Here is a 17,986-nt window from a genome sequence, read left to right as displayed (position 1 = left end):
TGGCTCATACTAGGTCTTGCTAGCCCGTACCCGGTACCGCCCAATCTAGCGTAGCGTTCCCCAGTTGCGTCACTTACCCCCCCCTGAACGGATACGTAAACCGAAAGTTTTTTTTATTGATGAAGCCCATCATATGCTGATGGTAGCTTCTGGGCGCAAACTTACAGATTTACCAGAAGCAATAAAGTCCCTAGCAAATAGAACTCTTGTTGTGCATGGGTTAGTAGGTACTTACGAATTGCTTACTTTACACGATGTCGGAGACCAGTTAAGCCGACGTAGTGTTTACGTACATTTTCCTCGTTACCATGCTGACATAACACAGGACATAGAAATATTCCAAAGTGTGGTTTGGGGTTTCCAACTTCATATGCCGTTACATAAAGAGCCTGATTTAGTATCGCATTGGGATTACTGCTATGAGCGAAGTCTAGGGTGTGTAGGAATTCTCAAAAATTGGTTATCGTCGGCGTTAGCTTCGGCAATCACATCCGGTGCGACCACCGTTGAAATCAAACATTTAGAACAGCGTGCTTTATCTGTTGCCCAATGTCGAAATATTTTGAAGAAAATCAAAGAAGGGGAAAGCAATCAGGCACAAATTGAAGCAGAAGTCGGGCAGTTACGTGCTGAACTAGGTTTACCAATAAAACCTGCACTCCTTGATGATTCTTTTCCGATTGTTGGCAAAAAGCAAAATGCAGCTACCACGACTGGACGAAAAGTAGTACATAAGGTGGGACAACCATTACCTAAACGCCGTCAAGTCGGAACTTAATTAATATGCTCCTACCAACCTTAAAACTTTACCCATCGTGGAATGTCCAAAAAGCTCCTATTCCACCAAGGAGCCGCCTGTATTATTTAGAACCGATTGGTGTTGGAACTCCTTATGTGGAGAGTTTAACAGGCTATATTGCTCGACTTGCTCAACAACATTGTATTACCACTAGACGGCTAATTTTGAATGAAATTGCCCCATGTTTGGGCGAAATCTTCTGCCACCCAGATTCAAAGCGGAAAGTTTCGCGCTTCGGAACAGACTTTTGGGATTATCAAAACGATAATATTAGCCATGTACTTGGAACGGAAATGCACAGAGCTGCACTTAATGGTACGGGGTTAATGGCAAGTAATTTGGTGTGTGCATTGACTGCACTAACACGGAATACTAACTTGCATTTTCTTACCCTTTTAAGTTGGGGCAAGGTTTTTCCAAATAGGGGCTTGCTCCATCATCAACGTGCTTGGTGTCCAAAGTGCTATCAGGAATGGCATGACAATGACAAAAGTATTTATGAGCCACTTCTTTGGTCGATTAATGTCGTTGTTATTTGTCCTATCCACCATAACTGCTTGCTTTGTGTGTGTCCTCACTGTCATCAATCAATGCCGATAATTTCTGGAAACTCACGGACTGGACACTGTTCCCAATGTGGTCATTGGTTAGGAAGTCTTGAAGGCACGAAAATCTCTACAAGCAATGTAGAATCAAAAGCTGGAATAAATGAACCGCTTGCACTTATCAATAACTTAGGAGAGTTAATTGCTGCTACGCCCAGCATTACCTCTCCACCACTAAAAAACCGAATTAGTAATGTAATTTCTACTTATATTAATCAAGTATTTGCAACTAATATAGCTGCCGCATCTCGCAAATTGGGGATAGAAAAAACAACATTAAGTTTATGGTGTAAAGGTAAAGCAATTCCTCGGCTTGATAAGCTTTTGCTTTTAACTCAATATTTGGAAATATCATTGCTGGACTTCTTAACAAAAGATAGTTTAACAACTGAATTTCAAAACAATTTATTTCCACAAGAACCAACTCAGGTAAAGTGTTTAAGAAAGTCTCATAAAAAAATGGATTTAGAGAGGAAAGAGGTTTTAAATATAGTTCTTCAAGAGATAACTAATGAATATCCACCACCTTCCTTAGAAAATGTAGCGCTTCGTTTAAGATATCGTCCTCTTGTTCTACAATATCATTTTTCCGAATTATGTCAGACAATTAAAGTTAGACATGCTGATTATAAAAAGGTGAGTAAGCAGCAAAAAATAGAACCTATTCTTGAAGCTGTACTTCAAGAATACCCTCCACCTTCGCTTCTAGAGATTACTAGACGACTTGGCTATAAAAACAACAGCTATTTATATAGATATTTTCCTGAACTTTCTCGCTCTATCTCAAAGCGCTATCAAGAACATTCAATTGCAAGTGGACAGCAAAAAAGGGAGCGCATACGCCAAAAAATTTTTGATGTTGCTCAATTGCTTCACTCACAAGGATATAAACCTACTCAATCGAGGGTTACTAAGCTTCTAAAAAAGCCAGGAGTTATATTAACTTCTTATGCTCGGTCATACCTACGGGAAGTCCAACAATCCCTTGGTTACGAATAAGGCTAAACACACCATATTATAGTTGAGGGTGTCATTAGAAGCATAACTTTGCCAAAGTCAATTGGAAGCATAAGCTTGCCAAAGCGGCAATGTTATGGTTCCAACGACAACGGCAATGTTTTCAGGCTATCTTGTCCCTGAGACAGCTTCGCTATATCTACCCCAATTTGCCGCAATACCCTAGAAGGGTATCGCTATACGCACGAAGCAGGCTTTGTTTATTTAGCCCCAGGCTTCTAGTCTGGGGGAGTTTTTGCACGCATTGGGATGCTCCCATGCCCCAGTCCCCATTCCCAATTTCAGCTTTGCTGCAAAAATTCTACATTGGGTAACAACGGATCTGTAACAATGCCCACACCACTGAAACCCCAGCGTTTCAGCAAACTTTTTACCTGCGTCCCTGAAATAGATTCTACAGAAAAGCGGCTTGCCAGTTCAGCTGCGTGGGTGTTGAGGTAGCTCAGAGCATCAAAGTTTTCGCTAAATAGCAACAAATAGCCCGTTCCTTGCGAGTTAGGACGGGCAGTAAGATAACTACCGTCAGATTTTGAGCGTATCAAATAATAAACTTCGGAGAGCATGGGGGAGAGGGGAAGAGGGATGGGGGAGCAGGGGGAGCAGGGGGAGCAGGGGGAGCAGGGGGAGCAGGGGGAGCAGGGGGAGCAGGGGAAGAGGAATTTTGCCCGATGCCCAATGCCCAATGCCCAATGCCCAATGCCCTATAACCAACTAATTCAAATTTTCTAGGCGAATACGCGGATCGGCTGCTTTGAGCATTAAATCGGCGACTAAATTGCCGACAATTAGCAGTACTGCACCCATTACCAAGCTTGCCATTGCTAGAGGCACATCTAGATTAAATAAAGCTTGTAAAGTTAACTTTCCCAAACCGGGCCAGTTAAAAAACTGCTCAGTAATAAAAGCACCGCTTAATAAACTAGCCAATTCAAAGCCCAATAACGTAATTAAGGGGTTAACGGCGTTCCGAAGGGCATGAACGTAAATAACGCGGTTTTCGGGCAATCCTTTAGCGCGAGCCGTTTGGATGTAATCTTGACGCAGTACATCTAACATTTCGCCGCGAGTGATTCGCTGTAAACCAGCAAAGCTAGTGATGCTTAAAGCGATGGTGGGTAAAATTAAGTGCCAGCCTATATCTATAATTTTCCCAATTGGGGAGAGGTCGGTGTGATAAATGCTGGTCATACCACCTACGGGAAATAGGGGGGTGGTAATTTGGGCAAAGAATAGTAAAAACAAAGCGGCAATGAAACTGGGAAATCCTTGTCCGAGGTAGCTTAAGACTTGCAAAATCCGGTCATAAGCGCGATTTTGCTTGACGGCGGCAGTGATGCCTAAAGGGATAGCGATCGCCCAAGTTACAATTAAAGAAGCGATCGCCATCAGCAATGTTGCTGGCACGCGTTCCCACAACAAAGATGCGACAGAACGATTATAAGAAAAACTCGTCCCAAAATCGCCCCGTGTCAAAATATTCCACAACCAAAGTCCAAATTGTTCCAGCCAAGACTTATCCAAACCAAACTGTCGTCGCAGTTCATCAATTCGTTCTTTAGAAATTTTCGGATTTGCCTCCAAGGAACTGACATAATCCCCTGGTGCGAGCTGCATAATGAAAAATGACAATGCTGATGCTAAAAACAATGTCAAAAGCGCCTGTAATAGCCGCTTCATGACATAAATAAAGGTTTCGCTAGTGACCAGCCTATACAGCCAATCTCGACCCGTTTCTAAGGAAATTCTGGTAGAAGTCATAATAGTTTTTTAAATCTCAACAGTCAAGGGTCAACAGTCAACAGTCAACAGTCAAGGGTCAATCTTTAGACTTTGGACTATGGACTATTGACTTTAGACTCTTCACTAATATTCCACAAGGCTAATAATCGGCACATCCGGCAGATTTTTTCGCCCTTCCAAATCCCGTAGCTCGATGATAAACCCAAATCCCACAAGTTCGCAGCCAATCTTCTCTATTAACTTTGCCGTTGCACTCGCGGTTCCACCTGTAGCAATCAAATCATCTACAATTAAAACCCGGCTATTCGCGTGCAAAGCGTCCTGATGGATTTCCAAACAGTCCGTACCATACTCTAGTTCATATTCAACCGAATGAACTGCTGCTGGTAACTTACCTGGTTTGCGAACTGGAATAAAACCAAGTCCTAATTTATAAGCTAGAGGTGTACCAAAAATGAAGCCCCGCGACTCCATCCCCACAATATAATCTGCTTTCAATCCGGCATCAATGCATTTTTCGGCAAGAAAGTCAATAGTGTAACGCAGTCCTTGAGGATCGCGCAGCAGTGTGGTGATATCCCGAAAGACAATTCCGGGTTTAGGAAAATCTGGGATGTCACGAATCAGAGATTTTAAATCCATAAGAATGGGGATTGGGGAATGGGGACTGGGGATTAGGAGGTGCGGAGTTAGGAGCTAGAGATTACGAAGAATTTGTTTGTTGTTTCTTCCCAGTCCCTAGTTCCCAGTCCCCAATCCCTAATCCCTGATACCTGAAAAATCGTACACTATAATGTCATACGCTTGGGGTCATTGCTTCATAACGCATAATCCATTGACGATTATCAGAATCTACACCAAGCTAAAGATGGAATTATACTACCTTTTGTTGCTATTAAACTTATGTTTTAAAAACTTCTAATCTCAGTATACGGAAACCTTTGAGTAGAACGAGTAATTAATCTATATATCAGGCAGTCCTACTCCTGTCATAACGTGAAAATGTTCACTTTTTAGACTAGCTATCTTAAATTAGTTTTACCTAGTCTGTTGCGATCGCACAAGGTATTTATAATGAATGTTTCCGCTTCTTTAACGCCGTTCAACAGTAGTCCCACGCAAAAATCAGCGCCGATGATTCTGGACACTCTCCCCGATCCTGCAATTGAGGGACAAGGATGTCCCCGTACAACCCGCGTGCAAATTGACCTTATTTTACTAGCAATTGAAGCTTTAGAACTGGGTGGCTCTGAAGCAATTTTGGGATTTGCTGAAGAATTGGAACTCAAAGGTATTATTAAAGACCGGGTGAATTTATGGCGAATGCGTAGCACTAACCCCTTACGTAGAGCAAATATTCGCCGTCCTTTGACAATTATCGAGGCAAAAGCTTTGGTCGTAATCGCTTGCTATTTGGCACGACGGTTAACAGTTGTCATTCGTCAAATGCTCATGATTTATCAACAAATGAATGATAAACAGATTCCTTTAGAACAAAATTTGCGGCTTTCTAATTATCTAGAGCGATTTAGAGCACATTTTAAAAGCCGCATGAATCCTCGCCGTTCTGGTTTTTTGGCATTAACTTCTGATGATAAATTAGATGAACTGGCGATGAATTTGCTAGGTAAATTATTATTTTGTACAGGTACAGCAGGAATGCAACGCTTCTGGATTAGTCTTTTTGACGGTGAAGTAGAATGAATATTCAACGTAAGTATAGTTTACCTAATTGCACACTGCTTTTAGAAGGTTTAAGTGATGCCACAAGAGCGGTACACTTCCAAGAAATGCGCCCAGAACTCTCAATTTTGGTAAATGCAGAATGCTATTTATCTGGCTACAATCAGCCATTAGTGGGAGGGCGAGAATTTTTTGAAAGTTTGGTGAGAGCTGTTAGTGGTTATGCTCAAGAATTTTTGAGCAGCGTGCCAAACCCACTCGCACACAACACAGAATCGGAGTTAGTGCAGTTTGAGAAAATTCACAGCAATCGACATAGATTGATTGTGCATTCAGATGTCCAAAAAAATGCAGAAGCTAAATATAATAATGGTAAAACACCAATTCAAATCGATTTGAATAGTGTGCAGTTGTTTGATTTAGTCGAAGCGGTGGATCAGTTTTTTGCTGATAGCCAAACTTTACCAGAGTTATCACTAGAATTACAACCTGTTGGCAAAGGTTCTGGTATTGCTAGTCAAGCATTTATCAAGCAAGCAGTACCCGCTGGTGTGGGTGTATCGAGTTTGGCTGTATGTGCTCTTGCATTCGGTTTGATTCCTGCGCCACAAGTACGTCAACCACAACAGCAGACTAACTCTACAACACCCAGCCCTACTGCTTCAGCAACAGATGCTACAAATGCCATAGCATCTCCTACCCCCCTCGCAAATGCCACTCCTACACCAACTACCACCCCAACTGCAACAAGCGTAGTTACAACAGATTTAGAAACTCTTTTAAAAACAGTTCCGGAAATTACTGATGCTTCTCAACTGCGGGCATTACAGCGCCAAGTCTACAATCAAATTAATCCTGATTGGGCTAATCGCTCAGGATTAAATGAAGATTTAGTCTATCGTATCGGTGTGGCAGCAGATGGTGCGATGGTTGGTTATAAAGCGACGAATAAACAGGCAAATCAGGCAATAGAAAAAACTCCCCTGCCAAAACTGCTTTATAATCCTGCCAAACGTGGTGGCATTAATAATGAACCGATCGCCCAATTTCGAGTAGTATTTACACAACAAGGTGTGCTGCAAGTTAGCCCTTGGCGGGGATACGCCAACACACCACAAGTTATCGGCGCAAAAATCACAGATGGCAACGCCGTCAAAGATTTAAATAAGAAGCTTTATGATACAATTCGCCAAAATTGGAGCGGTACTCCCAGTTTTTCCCAAGATTTGAAGTACCGAGTCGCCGTCAATAAAGATGGAACGATCGCCGATTATGAACCACTTAACCAAGTAGCCTTTGATTATTTCCGGGAAACACCTCTTCCCAAGATATTCAACACGCTTTACGGTTCAAATGTAGCACCTCCCAACATTAAACAACCCCTCGCTCACTACCAAGTAGTATTTCAGCCCAACGGTACACTAGAAGTCACACCTTGGCAGGGATATCAGTAACTGTTGGTTGATAGTTGATAGTTGTTGGTTGATGGTTGTTGGTTGATGGTTGTTGGTTGTCAAAAATTACTCTTAATATTTAACCACTAACCACTAACCACTAACCACCATCCACCATCCACTAACCACCATCCACTATCCACTAACCACTATCCATTCCCTATTTTGTAATTCGTCCCATATAATTTCCCCAGAGTTGAGCTGCTTGAGCGCTGCTGCCAGATGTGGGAGAATTATTATCATTTCCTAGCCAAATACCAGTTACGAGTCGCCGACTGGGAATAAAGCCAATAAACCACAGGTCAACGTTGTCATTTGTTGTGCCTGTTTTACCAGCTTCACCTAATCCAATTGCGGCACTGCGTCCTGTACCTCTGGCAATGACACCACGTAGCAAATTGGTCATGGTATCGGCTATATCCGATTTGAGTACGCGCTTGTTTGCTTCTGGATCTTGGTCAAAAGAGTAGATGACGCGGCAAGTTTTTAAATCATTGCGATCGCGACAATCACTGCTATCTAAAATTCGGCTAATTGCGTGGGGACGATTCCAGACACCACGATTACCAATGGCTCCAAAAGCACCAGTCATCTCAGTAACATTAACGACGCTTTGACCGAGAATTAAGCCAGGAACTGGATCGAGGGTAGATTTCACCCCTAAACGCTGTGCCATTGCGACAACTTTATTCAAGCCGACTTCTTTGGCAATTCGTAAAGCGATGGGGTTTTCGGAAAGCGCAAGACCGGTAGCGATATCTAAACTGCCACCAGCACCACTGCGACAAGGTTTGTAGGTAAAACCTTGCCAAGGCAAAGAATCACACGAATAACTTCTTCCAGGAGAAATTCCTTGCTCAATGGCAGCAGTGTAAGCAAAAATTTTGAAGGTAGAACCGGGTTGTCTTTTTGCCTGGATAGCACGATTAAACTGACTTTTTTTGTAATCAGTTCCCCCTACCATTGCCCGTATCGCACCGGTGCTAGAATCAAGAGTCACCACTGCACCTTGAGAATAACGAAAACTTGAGCCACCGTTGTTGACAGAATTTCGCAACGCTGCTTCGGCTTGGGCTTGAATTGCCGGGTCTAGCTGAGTTTCAATAATAAAGTTGCCTTCTGTGGCTAACTCTTCACCCAAAATCGATTTGAGTTCTTGAAAGACGTAACTATAGAAATAAGGTGCAATTGTTTTCGCTTGCTGTTCGCAAACTTTGGGGCTAACTTCGATAGGCGATCGCCTAGCGCGGTTATACTCTTCTTGTTTGATTTTCCCCTTCTCCAGTAACCGCTTGAGCACGCGATTGCGATATTCGATCGCTTCTAATTTATTCTTACTTTCTCCACAAAAATTAAAGCCATTAGGAGCGGGTAAAATTCCTACCAACGTTGCTGCTTCTGCCAAAGTTAATTCTTTTGCCGACTTATCAAAGTAAAATCGAGCCGCATCTTCAAAGCCGGAGGTATCCACCCCCAAAAATACCCGATTTAAATAAGTCAGTAAAATCTCATCTTTACTGTAAAATGTTTCTAGCTTCAGAGCAACTACAGCCTCTCGTAATTTTCGACCAAGGGAATCTTGGCTACCGACATAATCGCGAAACAAACTTCTGGCGACTTGCTGAGTTACAGTGCTAGCACCTTGCTGCACATCTCCACTGCGGCTATTAATTAATACTGCTCGCAAAATTCCATATGGGTCAACCCCGAAGTGCCAATTATAACGGCTATCTTCTGAGGCTATTACAGCAGCGGGCAAATAAGGACCAAAGTCTTCTAACCGCTTTTTATCGATGTGAGAAGTAGAGCGAGGTTCGCGTAATGGTTTTTGTCCATCACGAGCGTAAACGATTACCGGAGCGCGAGTGGCTGTGGGTAAAGGTCTAACCGAGAATTTTAGCCATTCTACACCAATTATCAAAGCGAATAACGCTGTGGCTCCACCGACACCGCAAGCGCTCCAAGTCGCAGCTTTTACATACCAAGCTGGTGGATCGACGTATTGCAACCGCACGGAAGCGGCTAGTTCTGGTGGACCGAGGGTGAAGGTGTCACCGTGACGCAGTTCTAGGGAAGTGACGCGACGTTTGCCGCGATAAATGCCATTAGTTGAGGTTTCATCTTTGATGATAAAAACGGGGGTTCGTTGACTAGAATCCCGCGACAGTGACAGATGAATTTGGCTGACAACTGGGTTGCGGATGACGATATCGCAGGATTTAGAACTGCGACCTAATACGTAGCGATCGCCTAATAATGGATATACCTCCGCCTTATCCGCCCCCGAATCCTGCACCAATAATTCTGGTACTCTGGCATTAGGTCGCAGCGCTAGTTTGGAAAAATCTACTCTCGCTTGAATTGTTTGTACTGCTTGAGTCACCTGACCAAGCAAAGTTTTTGGCTTTTGAGGAGGGTGGGGGGAACTCATTGGCTATATCACACCACGGTTATTTAATCAAGTAAACTGTCGATTTGTGCTCTTGATGCTGGTATTTCACCATTTTACTCATAAGCCAAAGTAGAATTTGGCTGTACGGAATTATTGGATTTTTATCTGATACCAATACCATATCAGGCGATCGTAGTGAGCTTGTTAAGCTTATGACATTTTTACCTAAGCAATAATTCTTGTCCAAATTCTCTAATCCCTATTTCGTCAACTATATTTGGTTTCCGAACAAAATATAGTTATTTGAAGTTGTGTTGATAACAACTACCAATACTGTTATAATGCATGTAAATTTTATAGCTTTACGATCTACACATATTTAAAATTAAAAATATACATCTTCATTTAGGAAGATTTTATAAATTATATTGTTTGATTAAATGGGCGCAGTGTTCCGTTGAGGTTAAATAACATGAAGGGAAAATACCTGACCCTAATAGGTACAGCCTTTACCCTAGCAGTTACCAGTAATGTTGCTGTTGCCCAATCATCCAAATTTCCAGAATCAAAGCAACTAATAAGCCAATCTACAAGCACCTCGTCAACGGAGATCAAGCTGAATTCCGATGCAATGGAAATTTTGTGTAAAAATTTCCCACTGAACTCCCGTTGTCAAAAAGACACTGCTGGAGCCACTCCAAACACTCCAGCTAACCCAACCACACCAGTTCCCACAACTCCGGAAAACAGCACTCCCAGCAACTCGATAACTCCTGAAACTACCAGCCCAGGAACCACTACAACTCCTGAAACGAGTCCTGACACCGGCACCCCAGGAAGCACTACAACTCCTGACACCGGCACCCCAGGAAGCACTACAACTCCTGATTCGACCAGCCCAACCAAAATCACTCCAGTTCCAGGTAGTACGACAAGTCCTGATTCGATTACCCCAGGTAGTACGACGGAGCCTGAGGGTACCACTACTCCGGAAAATAGTACTCCAGGTAGTTTGACAACTCCTGATTCGAGTAGCCCAACCAAAATTACTCCAGTTCCAGGCAGCACGACAAATCCTGATTCGATTACCCCAGGTAGCACGACGGAGCCTGAGGGTACCACTACTCCGGAAAATAGTACTCCTCTTGAAAATACTACTCCAGGTAATTTGACAACTCCTGATTCGAGTACCCCAGGCAGCACTACACCTCTTGAAAATACTACTCCAGGTAGTTTGACAACTCCTGACTCGTCGAGTAGCCCAACCAACATTACTCCAGTTCCAGGTAGCACGACAAGTCCTGATTCGAGTACCCCGGGCAGCACAATCGAACCAAGCACCAGTTCTCCAACTACAATTCCAAATTAGGGTTCGGAAAAGTTCCTACTGGTGGCTCATAAATGTTAGCTCTACGCTAATTCAAACATAATCGTATTCTTGCCACCACGGAATAATCGGTTTGTGTGAGTACCGATTATTAAGTAATGGTGGCATTTAAAGATCGTGATGACCATCAAATCCTCGTAAAGACGTAGCAGTGCTACGTCTCTACATATAGTTTTTGCTGCCACTAATTCCTTAACACCAATAGGTTTGGTGTTAACCAAGTTAATGACGAAAAAGGTCAGATCGAAAATTAAGCCTGCTTACTTCAAAAAAGTAAGCAGGCTTTAGTTATGAGATGATTAAGATGAGGACTTCAGTCCTGACTACGAAGAAATGTTAAGGCGATCGCTTACTTGAAGCTGGTGTTTTTTGAAACGAGGAAATCAGCAGGCAAACAATGCCAATACTAATAAATGAATCTGCCACATTAAATACAGGAAAGTTGATCAATCGAAAATCGAGAAAATCAACTACGTAACTTAAAACAAAGCGATCGATGCCATTGCCCATCGCTCCACCTAAAATAAAGCCATAGCCTAGTTGATCCCAAAAATTTAAGGCTGGACCAAAGCACGCTACTGCTATCAAAACTAAACTTACTGCTAATGATAAAAAGCGTAATAAATCTATATGCCCACTTAGTATACTCCAAGCTGCACCATCGTTTTTTACGTAGGTAAAATGAAATATCCCCTGTATGAGTGCCAAAGTAGGTCTATATATTATATTTCCTGTTTTTGATTCGATTATAGTTTCCAACTGCCAAGATTTTGCGGCTGATACTACTTGGTTTTTCGTCAGTTGGTCTAAGATAACAATTACAAAGGCAGCAATCCAAAAGAAGCGGTTTTTTAAGCGCATGGCAAGTTAGTCAAGTGTCATTAGTTATTGGTCATGAGCTTTTGACAAACAACAAATGACGTTAAATTAATAAAACATTAAGTGTCGTAATAGATATGCTATTACAGTGACGGCGCAGAGTACAGCTAGTTGACCTGGTAGAGCAAACCAGGAGTATATGAGGATTGCTTGCATCATTAAAGGTAGAGTTTCTGTGCCTTGAAAGTGAAAAATATATCTGAAAATCAAATAAGTGATACCGCAAAGGTGGACAATTAACAAGCCACAAAAACAACTAAACGCTAGAGTTTCTAGTCTAGGTCTAGCTTTAAAAGCTAAGAAGCCACAAATCCAAGCTCCAGGAATAAAGCCCAGCAGATAGCCAAACTGAGACTCTTTGACATAACCGATACCCCCACCGTCCGCAAAAACTGGTAACAAAGTCAACCCCATAACTAAGTAGGCAATTTGCGATAGCGCACCAGCATTTTTGCCTCCTAAACAACCTACCAGCAACACTGCACCAACTTGATATTTAACACCTAAAGAAAAAGTTTCAATTCCATGCTGACTCCAACTCCAAGGTAAAGTGATACCATAAGCTTCTAGGAAGGTGCCACCTATTGTCAGGAGTAAGCCAATCATCGACCATAGTAATTGATTGGAAGCAACAAACATTTACAAGACAATAGCGATCGCTAAAAGCAACAAGCTGTATGAGTATTAATACTTTTAATTAAGAATAATTTATTAAGTTCTTTAGCAATTAGCGCTTTTGGCTTGCGATAGTAAAAAGCAAACAAGCGCGATCGCCGTTCTTTAAATAAATATTTTATATTCTACCATCTTCAGCCATCTATTTGCGCTTCTCGGTAGCGCGATGGGCAAAGCCCCGCCGTAGGCGATCGCTCTAAACCAAAAACGCTAATTTGGGACGTAAAAACTGTTTTTCCTAAAAAAGTATTACTTTATACTGTTTTTTGTTGTGTAGTGATATACTTGGATTTTGGATTTTCAAATAGATAAACTAACTATTTTTTAGTTTGTTAACCTTCTGTTTACCATAGAGCGGTATCTTAGAGACGCCTACCTAAAAATTTAGATAAAATCGACAAAATGTTATCAAGACTCAATGTAATCAAAAATACGCATTTAACAACTTCCGTAACAGTATTAGCACTGTCATTGAGCCTAGCAGCCTGCGGTGGACAGCAAACCGCAGAAAATTCAGGCACTAAAGAATCACCTTCTGGTTCTGCTACTGAGACTACTGCTTCTAGCCCTGGCAAATTGGATTTGGGTGGAAACGTAACCTTAACTGGTGCCGGTGCATCTTTCCCAGCACCGCTTTATCTGAGTTGGTTCGATGCGTTAAACAAAAAATACCCAAGTCTGCGAGTAAACTATCAGTCAGTTGGTAGTGGCGCTGGTGTCGAGCAATTTACCAAAGGTACTGTAGACTTTGGTGCCAGTGATGTCGCGATGAAAGATGACGAAATCAGCAAGATACCAGCCGACAAAGGTGTACTGTTGTTGCCAATGACAGCTGGTAGCATTGTTATCGCTTATAATCTGCCCGAAGTTCCAGACCTGAAGCTACCACGAGCAGTTTACACAGATATTTTACTCGGCAAAATTAAGTCTTGGGACGATCCAGCGATCGCCAAAGCAAATGCTGGTGCTAAACTTCCCAAACAGCCAATCACAGTAATCTATCGTTCTGATGGTAGCGGTACTACAGGCGTATTTACACAACACCTCAGTACTATCAGCCCAGAATGGAAAACTAAAGTTGGCGAAGGCAAAAGTGTAAAATGGCCCGTGGGAGTTGGCGCAAAGGGTAATGAAGGGGTGACAGCTCAAGTTGCACAAACTCAAGGTTCAATTAGTTACACTGAGTACGGTTATGCCAAACAAACTGGACTCAAGTTTGCTACTTTGGAAAATAAGGCTGGTAAATTTGTCACATACAACGACGAGATAGGCGCTAAAACTCTAGAAGCAGTAACGTTACCAGAAAATCTCCGCGCTTTCGCTCCAGATCCAGAAGGAGCAGATTCCTATCCCATCGTCAGCTACAGTTGGCTTCTGGTTTATAAAAAATATCCCGATGCAGTAAAAGCGAAGGCTGTAGAAGCGATGGTTGAGTATGCCTTGACTGAAGGTCAGAAGGTATCTCCAGAATTGGGATATGTTCCTTTACCTGCAACTGTGGTTAGTAAGGTAGCTGCTGCTGCCGATGCCATCAGCCCAGATTATAAAATTTCTGTTGGAGCTACCAATAATAACAGCGCTAGCAAATAAGTCAAGAGTCCAAAGTCAAGAGTCAAGAGTTTTAGCACTATTGACCATTGACCATTGACTAATAAAGGTTCGCTGCCGCATTTTTGCAACTATTTGATTTTTGCGTCTTTATGACCACACAACCCCAGAATATTCCATCAGGACTTAGACAACGCTCGGAAGTAGAAAAGTCACTAGATATTGGCTTTGTTTGGCTGACTCGCATTTTTGCTTTCGCGATCGCATTTACTTTATTATGGATAGCATTCCAAGTATTCGTGGGAGCTATCCCAGCAATCCAAAAGTTTGGTCTGAGTTTCTTAGGTAAAAGCGCTTGGAATCCAGTCAATGATGATTATGGCGTACTACCTCAAGTTTACGGAACTCTCATGAGTTCGTTAATAGGTTTGTTGATAGCTGTACCCATTGGTGTTGGTACGGCTGTTATCCTCAGCGAGAATTTTCTCCCACCCAAAGTTAAGCTGGTACTAGTTTTCTTAGTAGAACTGCTAGCAGCAATTCCCAGCGTTGTCTATGGCATCTGGGGTATTTTCGTCTTGGTTCCCCCCTTAACCAGCTTCGGAAAATGGCTGAATGCTTCTTTTGGCTTTTTGCCAATTTTTAGCACTGCACCTACAGGTCCAAATTTATTGATTGCGGGATTTATTCTCGCTATCATGACCTTGCCGATTATTACCGCAATTTCCCGCGATGCGTTGATTTCTGTACCTCCTAGCTTGCGTCAAGCAGCTATTGGGTTGGGATCAACTCGTTGGGAAACGATTTTGCAAGTTCTCATCCCAGCTGCTTTTTCGGGGATTGTCGGTGCCGTGATGCTTGCACTTGGTCGAGCGATGGGCGAAACTATGGCTGTCACCATGTTGATTGGTAACTCCAACAACATCAGTACCTCGCTATTTGCCCCAGCAAATACAATTTCTTCTCTACTGGCAAACCAATTTGCGGAAGCTGGTGGTTTGCAAGTTGCATCTTTAATGTACGCTGCCTTAGTTTTATTTGTGTTGACGCTGATTGTCAACATTTTGGCAGAGTTAGTCGTTCTCCGAGTCAAGCGGCTGTAGATAATTGGTATTAAATCATGGCTTCTAATATTTCCAGCAATTCTCAACTTGGATACAGCAGCGGTAGCCTGACTCGCGCTCCTTCGTCTCCCCGGACGATGTTCAACACAATCATGACTGTTGTCGCCTTTATTTGTGCGGTAATGGCGATTATACCACTGGTTGCGGTGTTAGGTTACGTTATTTTTCAAGGCTTTAGCAGTCTCAATATCAGCATATTTACTGAACTACCACCACCACCTCTAAGAAAAGGTGGCGGCTTTGGGAATGCGATTTTGGGAACAATTTTAATGGTAGGAATTGCCGCAGCAATTAGCATCCCTATCGGAGTAATGGCAGCAATTTATTTGACAGAGTTTAGCTCTGGAAGGACAGCGCGTACAATACGTTTTGCTACTAACGTTCTCAGTGGAGTTCCCTCGATTATTGCGGGGGTATTTGCTTATGGGATTTTGGTTCTGACATTCAATAAGCTGGGGTTAGGTTCCTACTCCGCTTTAGCTGGAGGCGCAGCTCTGTCAATTTTGATGTTACCGATTATTCTGCGAACGACAGACGAAGCTTTACAATTAGTATCACAAGATTTGCGACAAGCAGCTGTAGGTATTGGTGCGACTAAATTTCAAACAGTATCGCAGGTGGTGTTACCAGCAGCTTTACCAGCAATTGTAACCGGATCGACGCTAGCGATCGCCCGCGCATCTGGAGAAACAGCACCACTAATTTTCACAGCTTTATTTTCTCCCTTCTGGCCCGATGGCTTATTCAAACCCACAGCTTCCCTTGCTGTTTTGGTTTACAATTACGCTATCTCTCCATTTAAAAATTGGCAGTCACTAGCTTGGGCAGCTTCTTTAATATTAGTGCTGTTGGTTTTATTAACCAGCATCATCACTCGTTGGGCTACTCGTCAGAAAGCTTAGTCAGTTGCGCGAATTGATATCATTCAGATTTTGGAAAAATAACTGCTTTATTGACATCCTCCTCCGGGAAGATTTTGACATCGCAATGGAAATATTTGATGCCTGGTGACGATGGGTGCTTACAACCCTATTTTACAAAACTTGAACTTTCCTTTTTTATGACTACTAACATTGGTACGGTAAAAGACACGGACACAGTATTGCGGACGGAGGGTGTCAACGTTTATTATGGCAATTTCTTAGCTGTAAAAGACATTTGGCTAGATATCCCAAAAAACAAGGTGACAGCCTTTATTGGTCCCTCTGGCTGTGGTAAAAGTACTTTGTTGCGGTGCTATAATCGGCTAAATGACCTAATTGACAGCTTCCGGGCAGAAGGTAAGATTTTTTACTGCGGCAAGAACTTGTACGCACCAGACATCGATCCAGTAGAAGTGCGGCGTCGGATTGGAATGGTGTTTCAAAGACCAAACCCATTTCCCAAATCAATTTATGACAATATCACTTTTGGCGCAAAAATTAACGGCTACAAAGGTGATATGGATGAATTGGTAGAAACCAGCCTCAGAAAAGCAGCTTTGTGGGATGAAGTCAAGGATAAACTCAAGCAAAGTGGTTTATCTTTGTCCGGTGGACAACAGCAACGTTTGTGTATTGCGCGAGCGATCGCTGTACAGCCAGATGTTATCCTCATGGATGAACCTTGTTCGGCACTTGACCCCCTCTCCACTATCAGAGTTGAAGAATTGATTACCGAACTCAAAGAGCAATATAGCATCGTTATCGTCACCCACAACATGCAACAAGCTACACGGGTGTCAGATGTAACGGCATTTTTCAACGTTGAACCCACAGAAAAAGGTGCTCGTATGGGCTATTTGGTGGAATTCGACAGAACAGAGTTAATTTTCAATGATCCGAAACAGAAGGCAACCCAAGATTACATTAGCGGTCGCTTCGGTTAAATATAGTTTTATCTCTGCTGTATTCTTCATCGATATAGCAGAGATATTAATTAAAGGGGTATACTATTTTTTGCTTTTAGAAGCAAAATCTCGGAACGATATTTCTATGGTGCATCGTAATCGTAATCCAGATTAAATAATGTATTGACGGTTGGTAAATTTTTAAAGATTTTTTCTATTCTGTTTCCCAAATTGTTGGTAAGTCGCGGGTGGCATGAATTATTCGCACTACCGAAAGTAAATCATCTTGCGAAAGATAGAAGATTAAATATTTTTCAAAATCTTTTACTTTTTTTCCGCAAACCTGTCAGTCTATATCTTGGCTGGCTTTGGGAGTAATTAAAATGCGTTGGTTCATGTTTATGGCTAAGGCAGTTTTTTGACTAATTCGCCTCTTTTTTGTTCCACCACTCTTCTGTAATATGGATGGGTGTGCCACTATCTAAACCAGCTATTAACATGGATTCTAGGTTTTCTTGCGTGTTGCGTTTTTGATCTTCTAGAATTAGATGATATATATATTCTTCTAGGTTGTTATAGCCGCCTTGGGTAATTTGTTGATGTAGGTATTCTTGTACTGATGGGGGCAAGGAAATGTTGAGTTTTGTCATGTCTGAGTTATCAGAATGATATCATGTCCGGGCAATTAAGCAAACAGACCCGGAACCCCACCCCGCCAAAGCTTCTCTTTAGCTCCCCTCCCCGCAAGCGGGGAGGGGTTGGGGGTGGGGTTACGGGTCTGTTTGCTTAATTGCCCGGACATGATATCATTCTGATAACTCAGACATGACAAAACTCAACATTTCCTTGCCCCCA

General features: G+C 42.5%; 16 protein-coding genes. 9 read left to right on the top strand and 7 right to left on the bottom strand.

Features of this window, described 5'->3' with window-relative positions; all coding sequences use genetic code 11:
* The first annotated feature begins 133 nt into the window (after nt 1-133).
* Together TOL9009_RS41725 and TOL9009_RS0136485 are read left to right on the top strand one after the other, a co-directional pair.
* Complete coding sequence (locus TOL9009_RS41725) at nt 134-778, top strand: hypothetical protein (RefSeq protein WP_084763464.1); 645 nt, start codon at nt 134-136, stop codon at nt 776-778.
* Between the two features lie 5 nt (nt 779-783).
* Nucleotides 784-2,403, top strand: a complete 1,620-nt coding sequence (locus TOL9009_RS0136485) for a helix-turn-helix domain-containing protein (RefSeq protein ID WP_029638565.1) — start codon at nt 784-786, stop codon at nt 2,401-2,403.
* A 299-nt stretch (nt 2,404-2,702) separates the two neighbouring features.
* On the opposite strand, the gene TOL9009_RS0136480 is transcribed toward TOL9009_RS0136485, so the two are convergent.
* The 3 genes from TOL9009_RS0136480 to TOL9009_RS0136465 form a co-directional block, all read right to left on the bottom strand.
* Nucleotides 2,703-2,984, bottom strand: coding sequence for a hypothetical protein (locus tag TOL9009_RS0136480; RefSeq protein WP_029638564.1), 282 nt, complete (start codon nt 2,982-2,984; stop codon nt 2,703-2,705).
* Nucleotides 2,985-3,132: 148 nt separating this feature from the next.
* Complete coding sequence (locus TOL9009_RS0136470) at nt 3,133-4,179, bottom strand: ABC transporter permease (protein WP_029638561.1); 1,047 nt, start codon at nt 4,177-4,179, stop codon at nt 3,133-3,135.
* Nucleotides 4,180-4,284: 105 nt separating this feature from the next.
* Nucleotides 4,285-4,803 (bottom strand): adenine phosphoribosyltransferase, encoded by a 519-nt coding sequence (locus TOL9009_RS0136465; RefSeq protein ID WP_029638559.1) that lies wholly within the window; start codon nt 4,801-4,803, stop codon nt 4,285-4,287.
* Between the two features lie 432 nt (nt 4,804-5,235).
* Here TOL9009_RS0136465 and TOL9009_RS0136460 point away from each other — a divergent pair, with 432 nt between their 5' ends.
* Nucleotides 5,236-5,865 (top strand): DUF3038 domain-containing protein, encoded by a 630-nt coding sequence (locus TOL9009_RS0136460; RefSeq protein ID WP_029638557.1) that lies wholly within the window; start codon nt 5,236-5,238, stop codon nt 5,863-5,865.
* Nucleotides 5,862-7,298 (top strand): DUF4335 domain-containing protein, encoded by a 1,437-nt coding sequence (locus tag TOL9009_RS0136455; protein ID WP_029638555.1) that lies wholly within the window; start codon nt 5,862-5,864, stop codon nt 7,296-7,298. Before TOL9009_RS0136460 ends, TOL9009_RS0136455 begins: the two co-directional genes overlap by 4 nt.
* A gap of 160 nt (nt 7,299-7,458) precedes the next feature.
* On the opposite strand, the gene TOL9009_RS0136450 is transcribed toward TOL9009_RS0136455, so the two are convergent.
* Nucleotides 7,459-9,729, bottom strand: coding sequence for a transglycosylase domain-containing protein (locus TOL9009_RS0136450; RefSeq protein ID WP_029638552.1), 2,271 nt, complete (start codon nt 9,727-9,729; stop codon nt 7,459-7,461).
* Between the two features lie 433 nt (nt 9,730-10,162).
* Between TOL9009_RS0136450 and TOL9009_RS41720 the strand changes: the two genes are divergently transcribed.
* Nucleotides 10,163-11,059 carry a hypothetical protein gene (locus TOL9009_RS41720; protein ID WP_063628738.1) on the top strand — a complete coding sequence of 299 codons (897 nt, stop codon included), beginning with the start codon at nt 10,163-10,165 and terminating at the stop codon, nt 11,057-11,059.
* Nucleotides 11,060-11,413: 354 nt separating this feature from the next.
* Here TOL9009_RS41720 and lspA read toward each other — a convergent pair whose 3' ends face one another.
* Complete coding sequence (gene lspA / locus TOL9009_RS0136440) at nt 11,414-11,938, bottom strand: signal peptidase II (protein WP_029638550.1); 525 nt, start codon at nt 11,936-11,938, stop codon at nt 11,414-11,416.
* Between the two features lie 66 nt (nt 11,939-12,004).
* Nucleotides 12,005-12,595: a biotin transporter BioY gene (locus TOL9009_RS0136435; RefSeq protein WP_029638547.1), complete on the bottom strand. Its 591-nt coding sequence runs from the start codon at nt 12,593-12,595 to the stop codon at nt 12,005-12,007.
* A 438-nt stretch (nt 12,596-13,033) separates the two neighbouring features.
* Between TOL9009_RS0136435 and pstS the strand changes: the two genes are divergently transcribed.
* The 4 genes from pstS to pstB all read left to right on the top strand — a co-directional run bounded on the left by pstS (nt 13,034) and on the right by pstB (nt 17,170).
* Entirely contained in the window at nt 13,034-14,221 is a 1,188-nt protein-coding gene (pstS, locus tag TOL9009_RS0136430) for a phosphate ABC transporter substrate-binding protein PstS (RefSeq protein WP_029638545.1), read from the top strand.
* 110 nt (nt 14,222-14,331) lie between these two features.
* Nucleotides 14,332-15,282 carry a phosphate ABC transporter permease subunit PstC gene (pstC, locus tag TOL9009_RS0136425; RefSeq protein WP_029638543.1) on the top strand — a complete coding sequence of 317 codons (951 nt, stop codon included), beginning with the start codon at nt 14,332-14,334 and terminating at the stop codon, nt 15,280-15,282.
* A 17-nt stretch (nt 15,283-15,299) separates the two neighbouring features.
* On the top strand, nt 15,300-16,205 hold the full coding sequence (gene pstA / locus TOL9009_RS0136420; RefSeq protein WP_051503222.1) for a phosphate ABC transporter permease PstA: 906 nt from the start codon (nt 15,300-15,302) through the stop codon (nt 16,203-16,205).
* 158 nt (nt 16,206-16,363) lie between these two features.
* A complete protein-coding gene (gene pstB / locus TOL9009_RS0136415; RefSeq protein WP_029638539.1) occupies nt 16,364-17,170 on the top strand; it encodes a phosphate ABC transporter ATP-binding protein PstB in 807 nt (268 codons plus the stop codon).
* Between the two features lie 383 nt (nt 17,171-17,553).
* On the opposite strand, the gene TOL9009_RS0136410 is transcribed toward pstB, so the two are convergent.
* Entirely contained in the window at nt 17,554-17,781 is a 228-nt protein-coding gene (locus TOL9009_RS0136410) for a ribbon-helix-helix domain-containing protein (protein ID WP_029638537.1), read from the bottom strand.
* Between the last annotated feature and the right edge of the window lie 205 nt (nt 17,782-17,986).

This window comes from [Scytonema hofmanni] UTEX 2349, from assembly GCF_000582685.1.
Taxonomy (GTDB): Bacteria; Cyanobacteriota; Cyanobacteriia; order Cyanobacteriales; family Nostocaceae; genus Hassallia; species Hassallia hofmanni.
The sequence above is the reverse complement of the archived record's forward strand: the minus strand, read 5'-3'. Positions and strand labels throughout refer to the sequence as shown.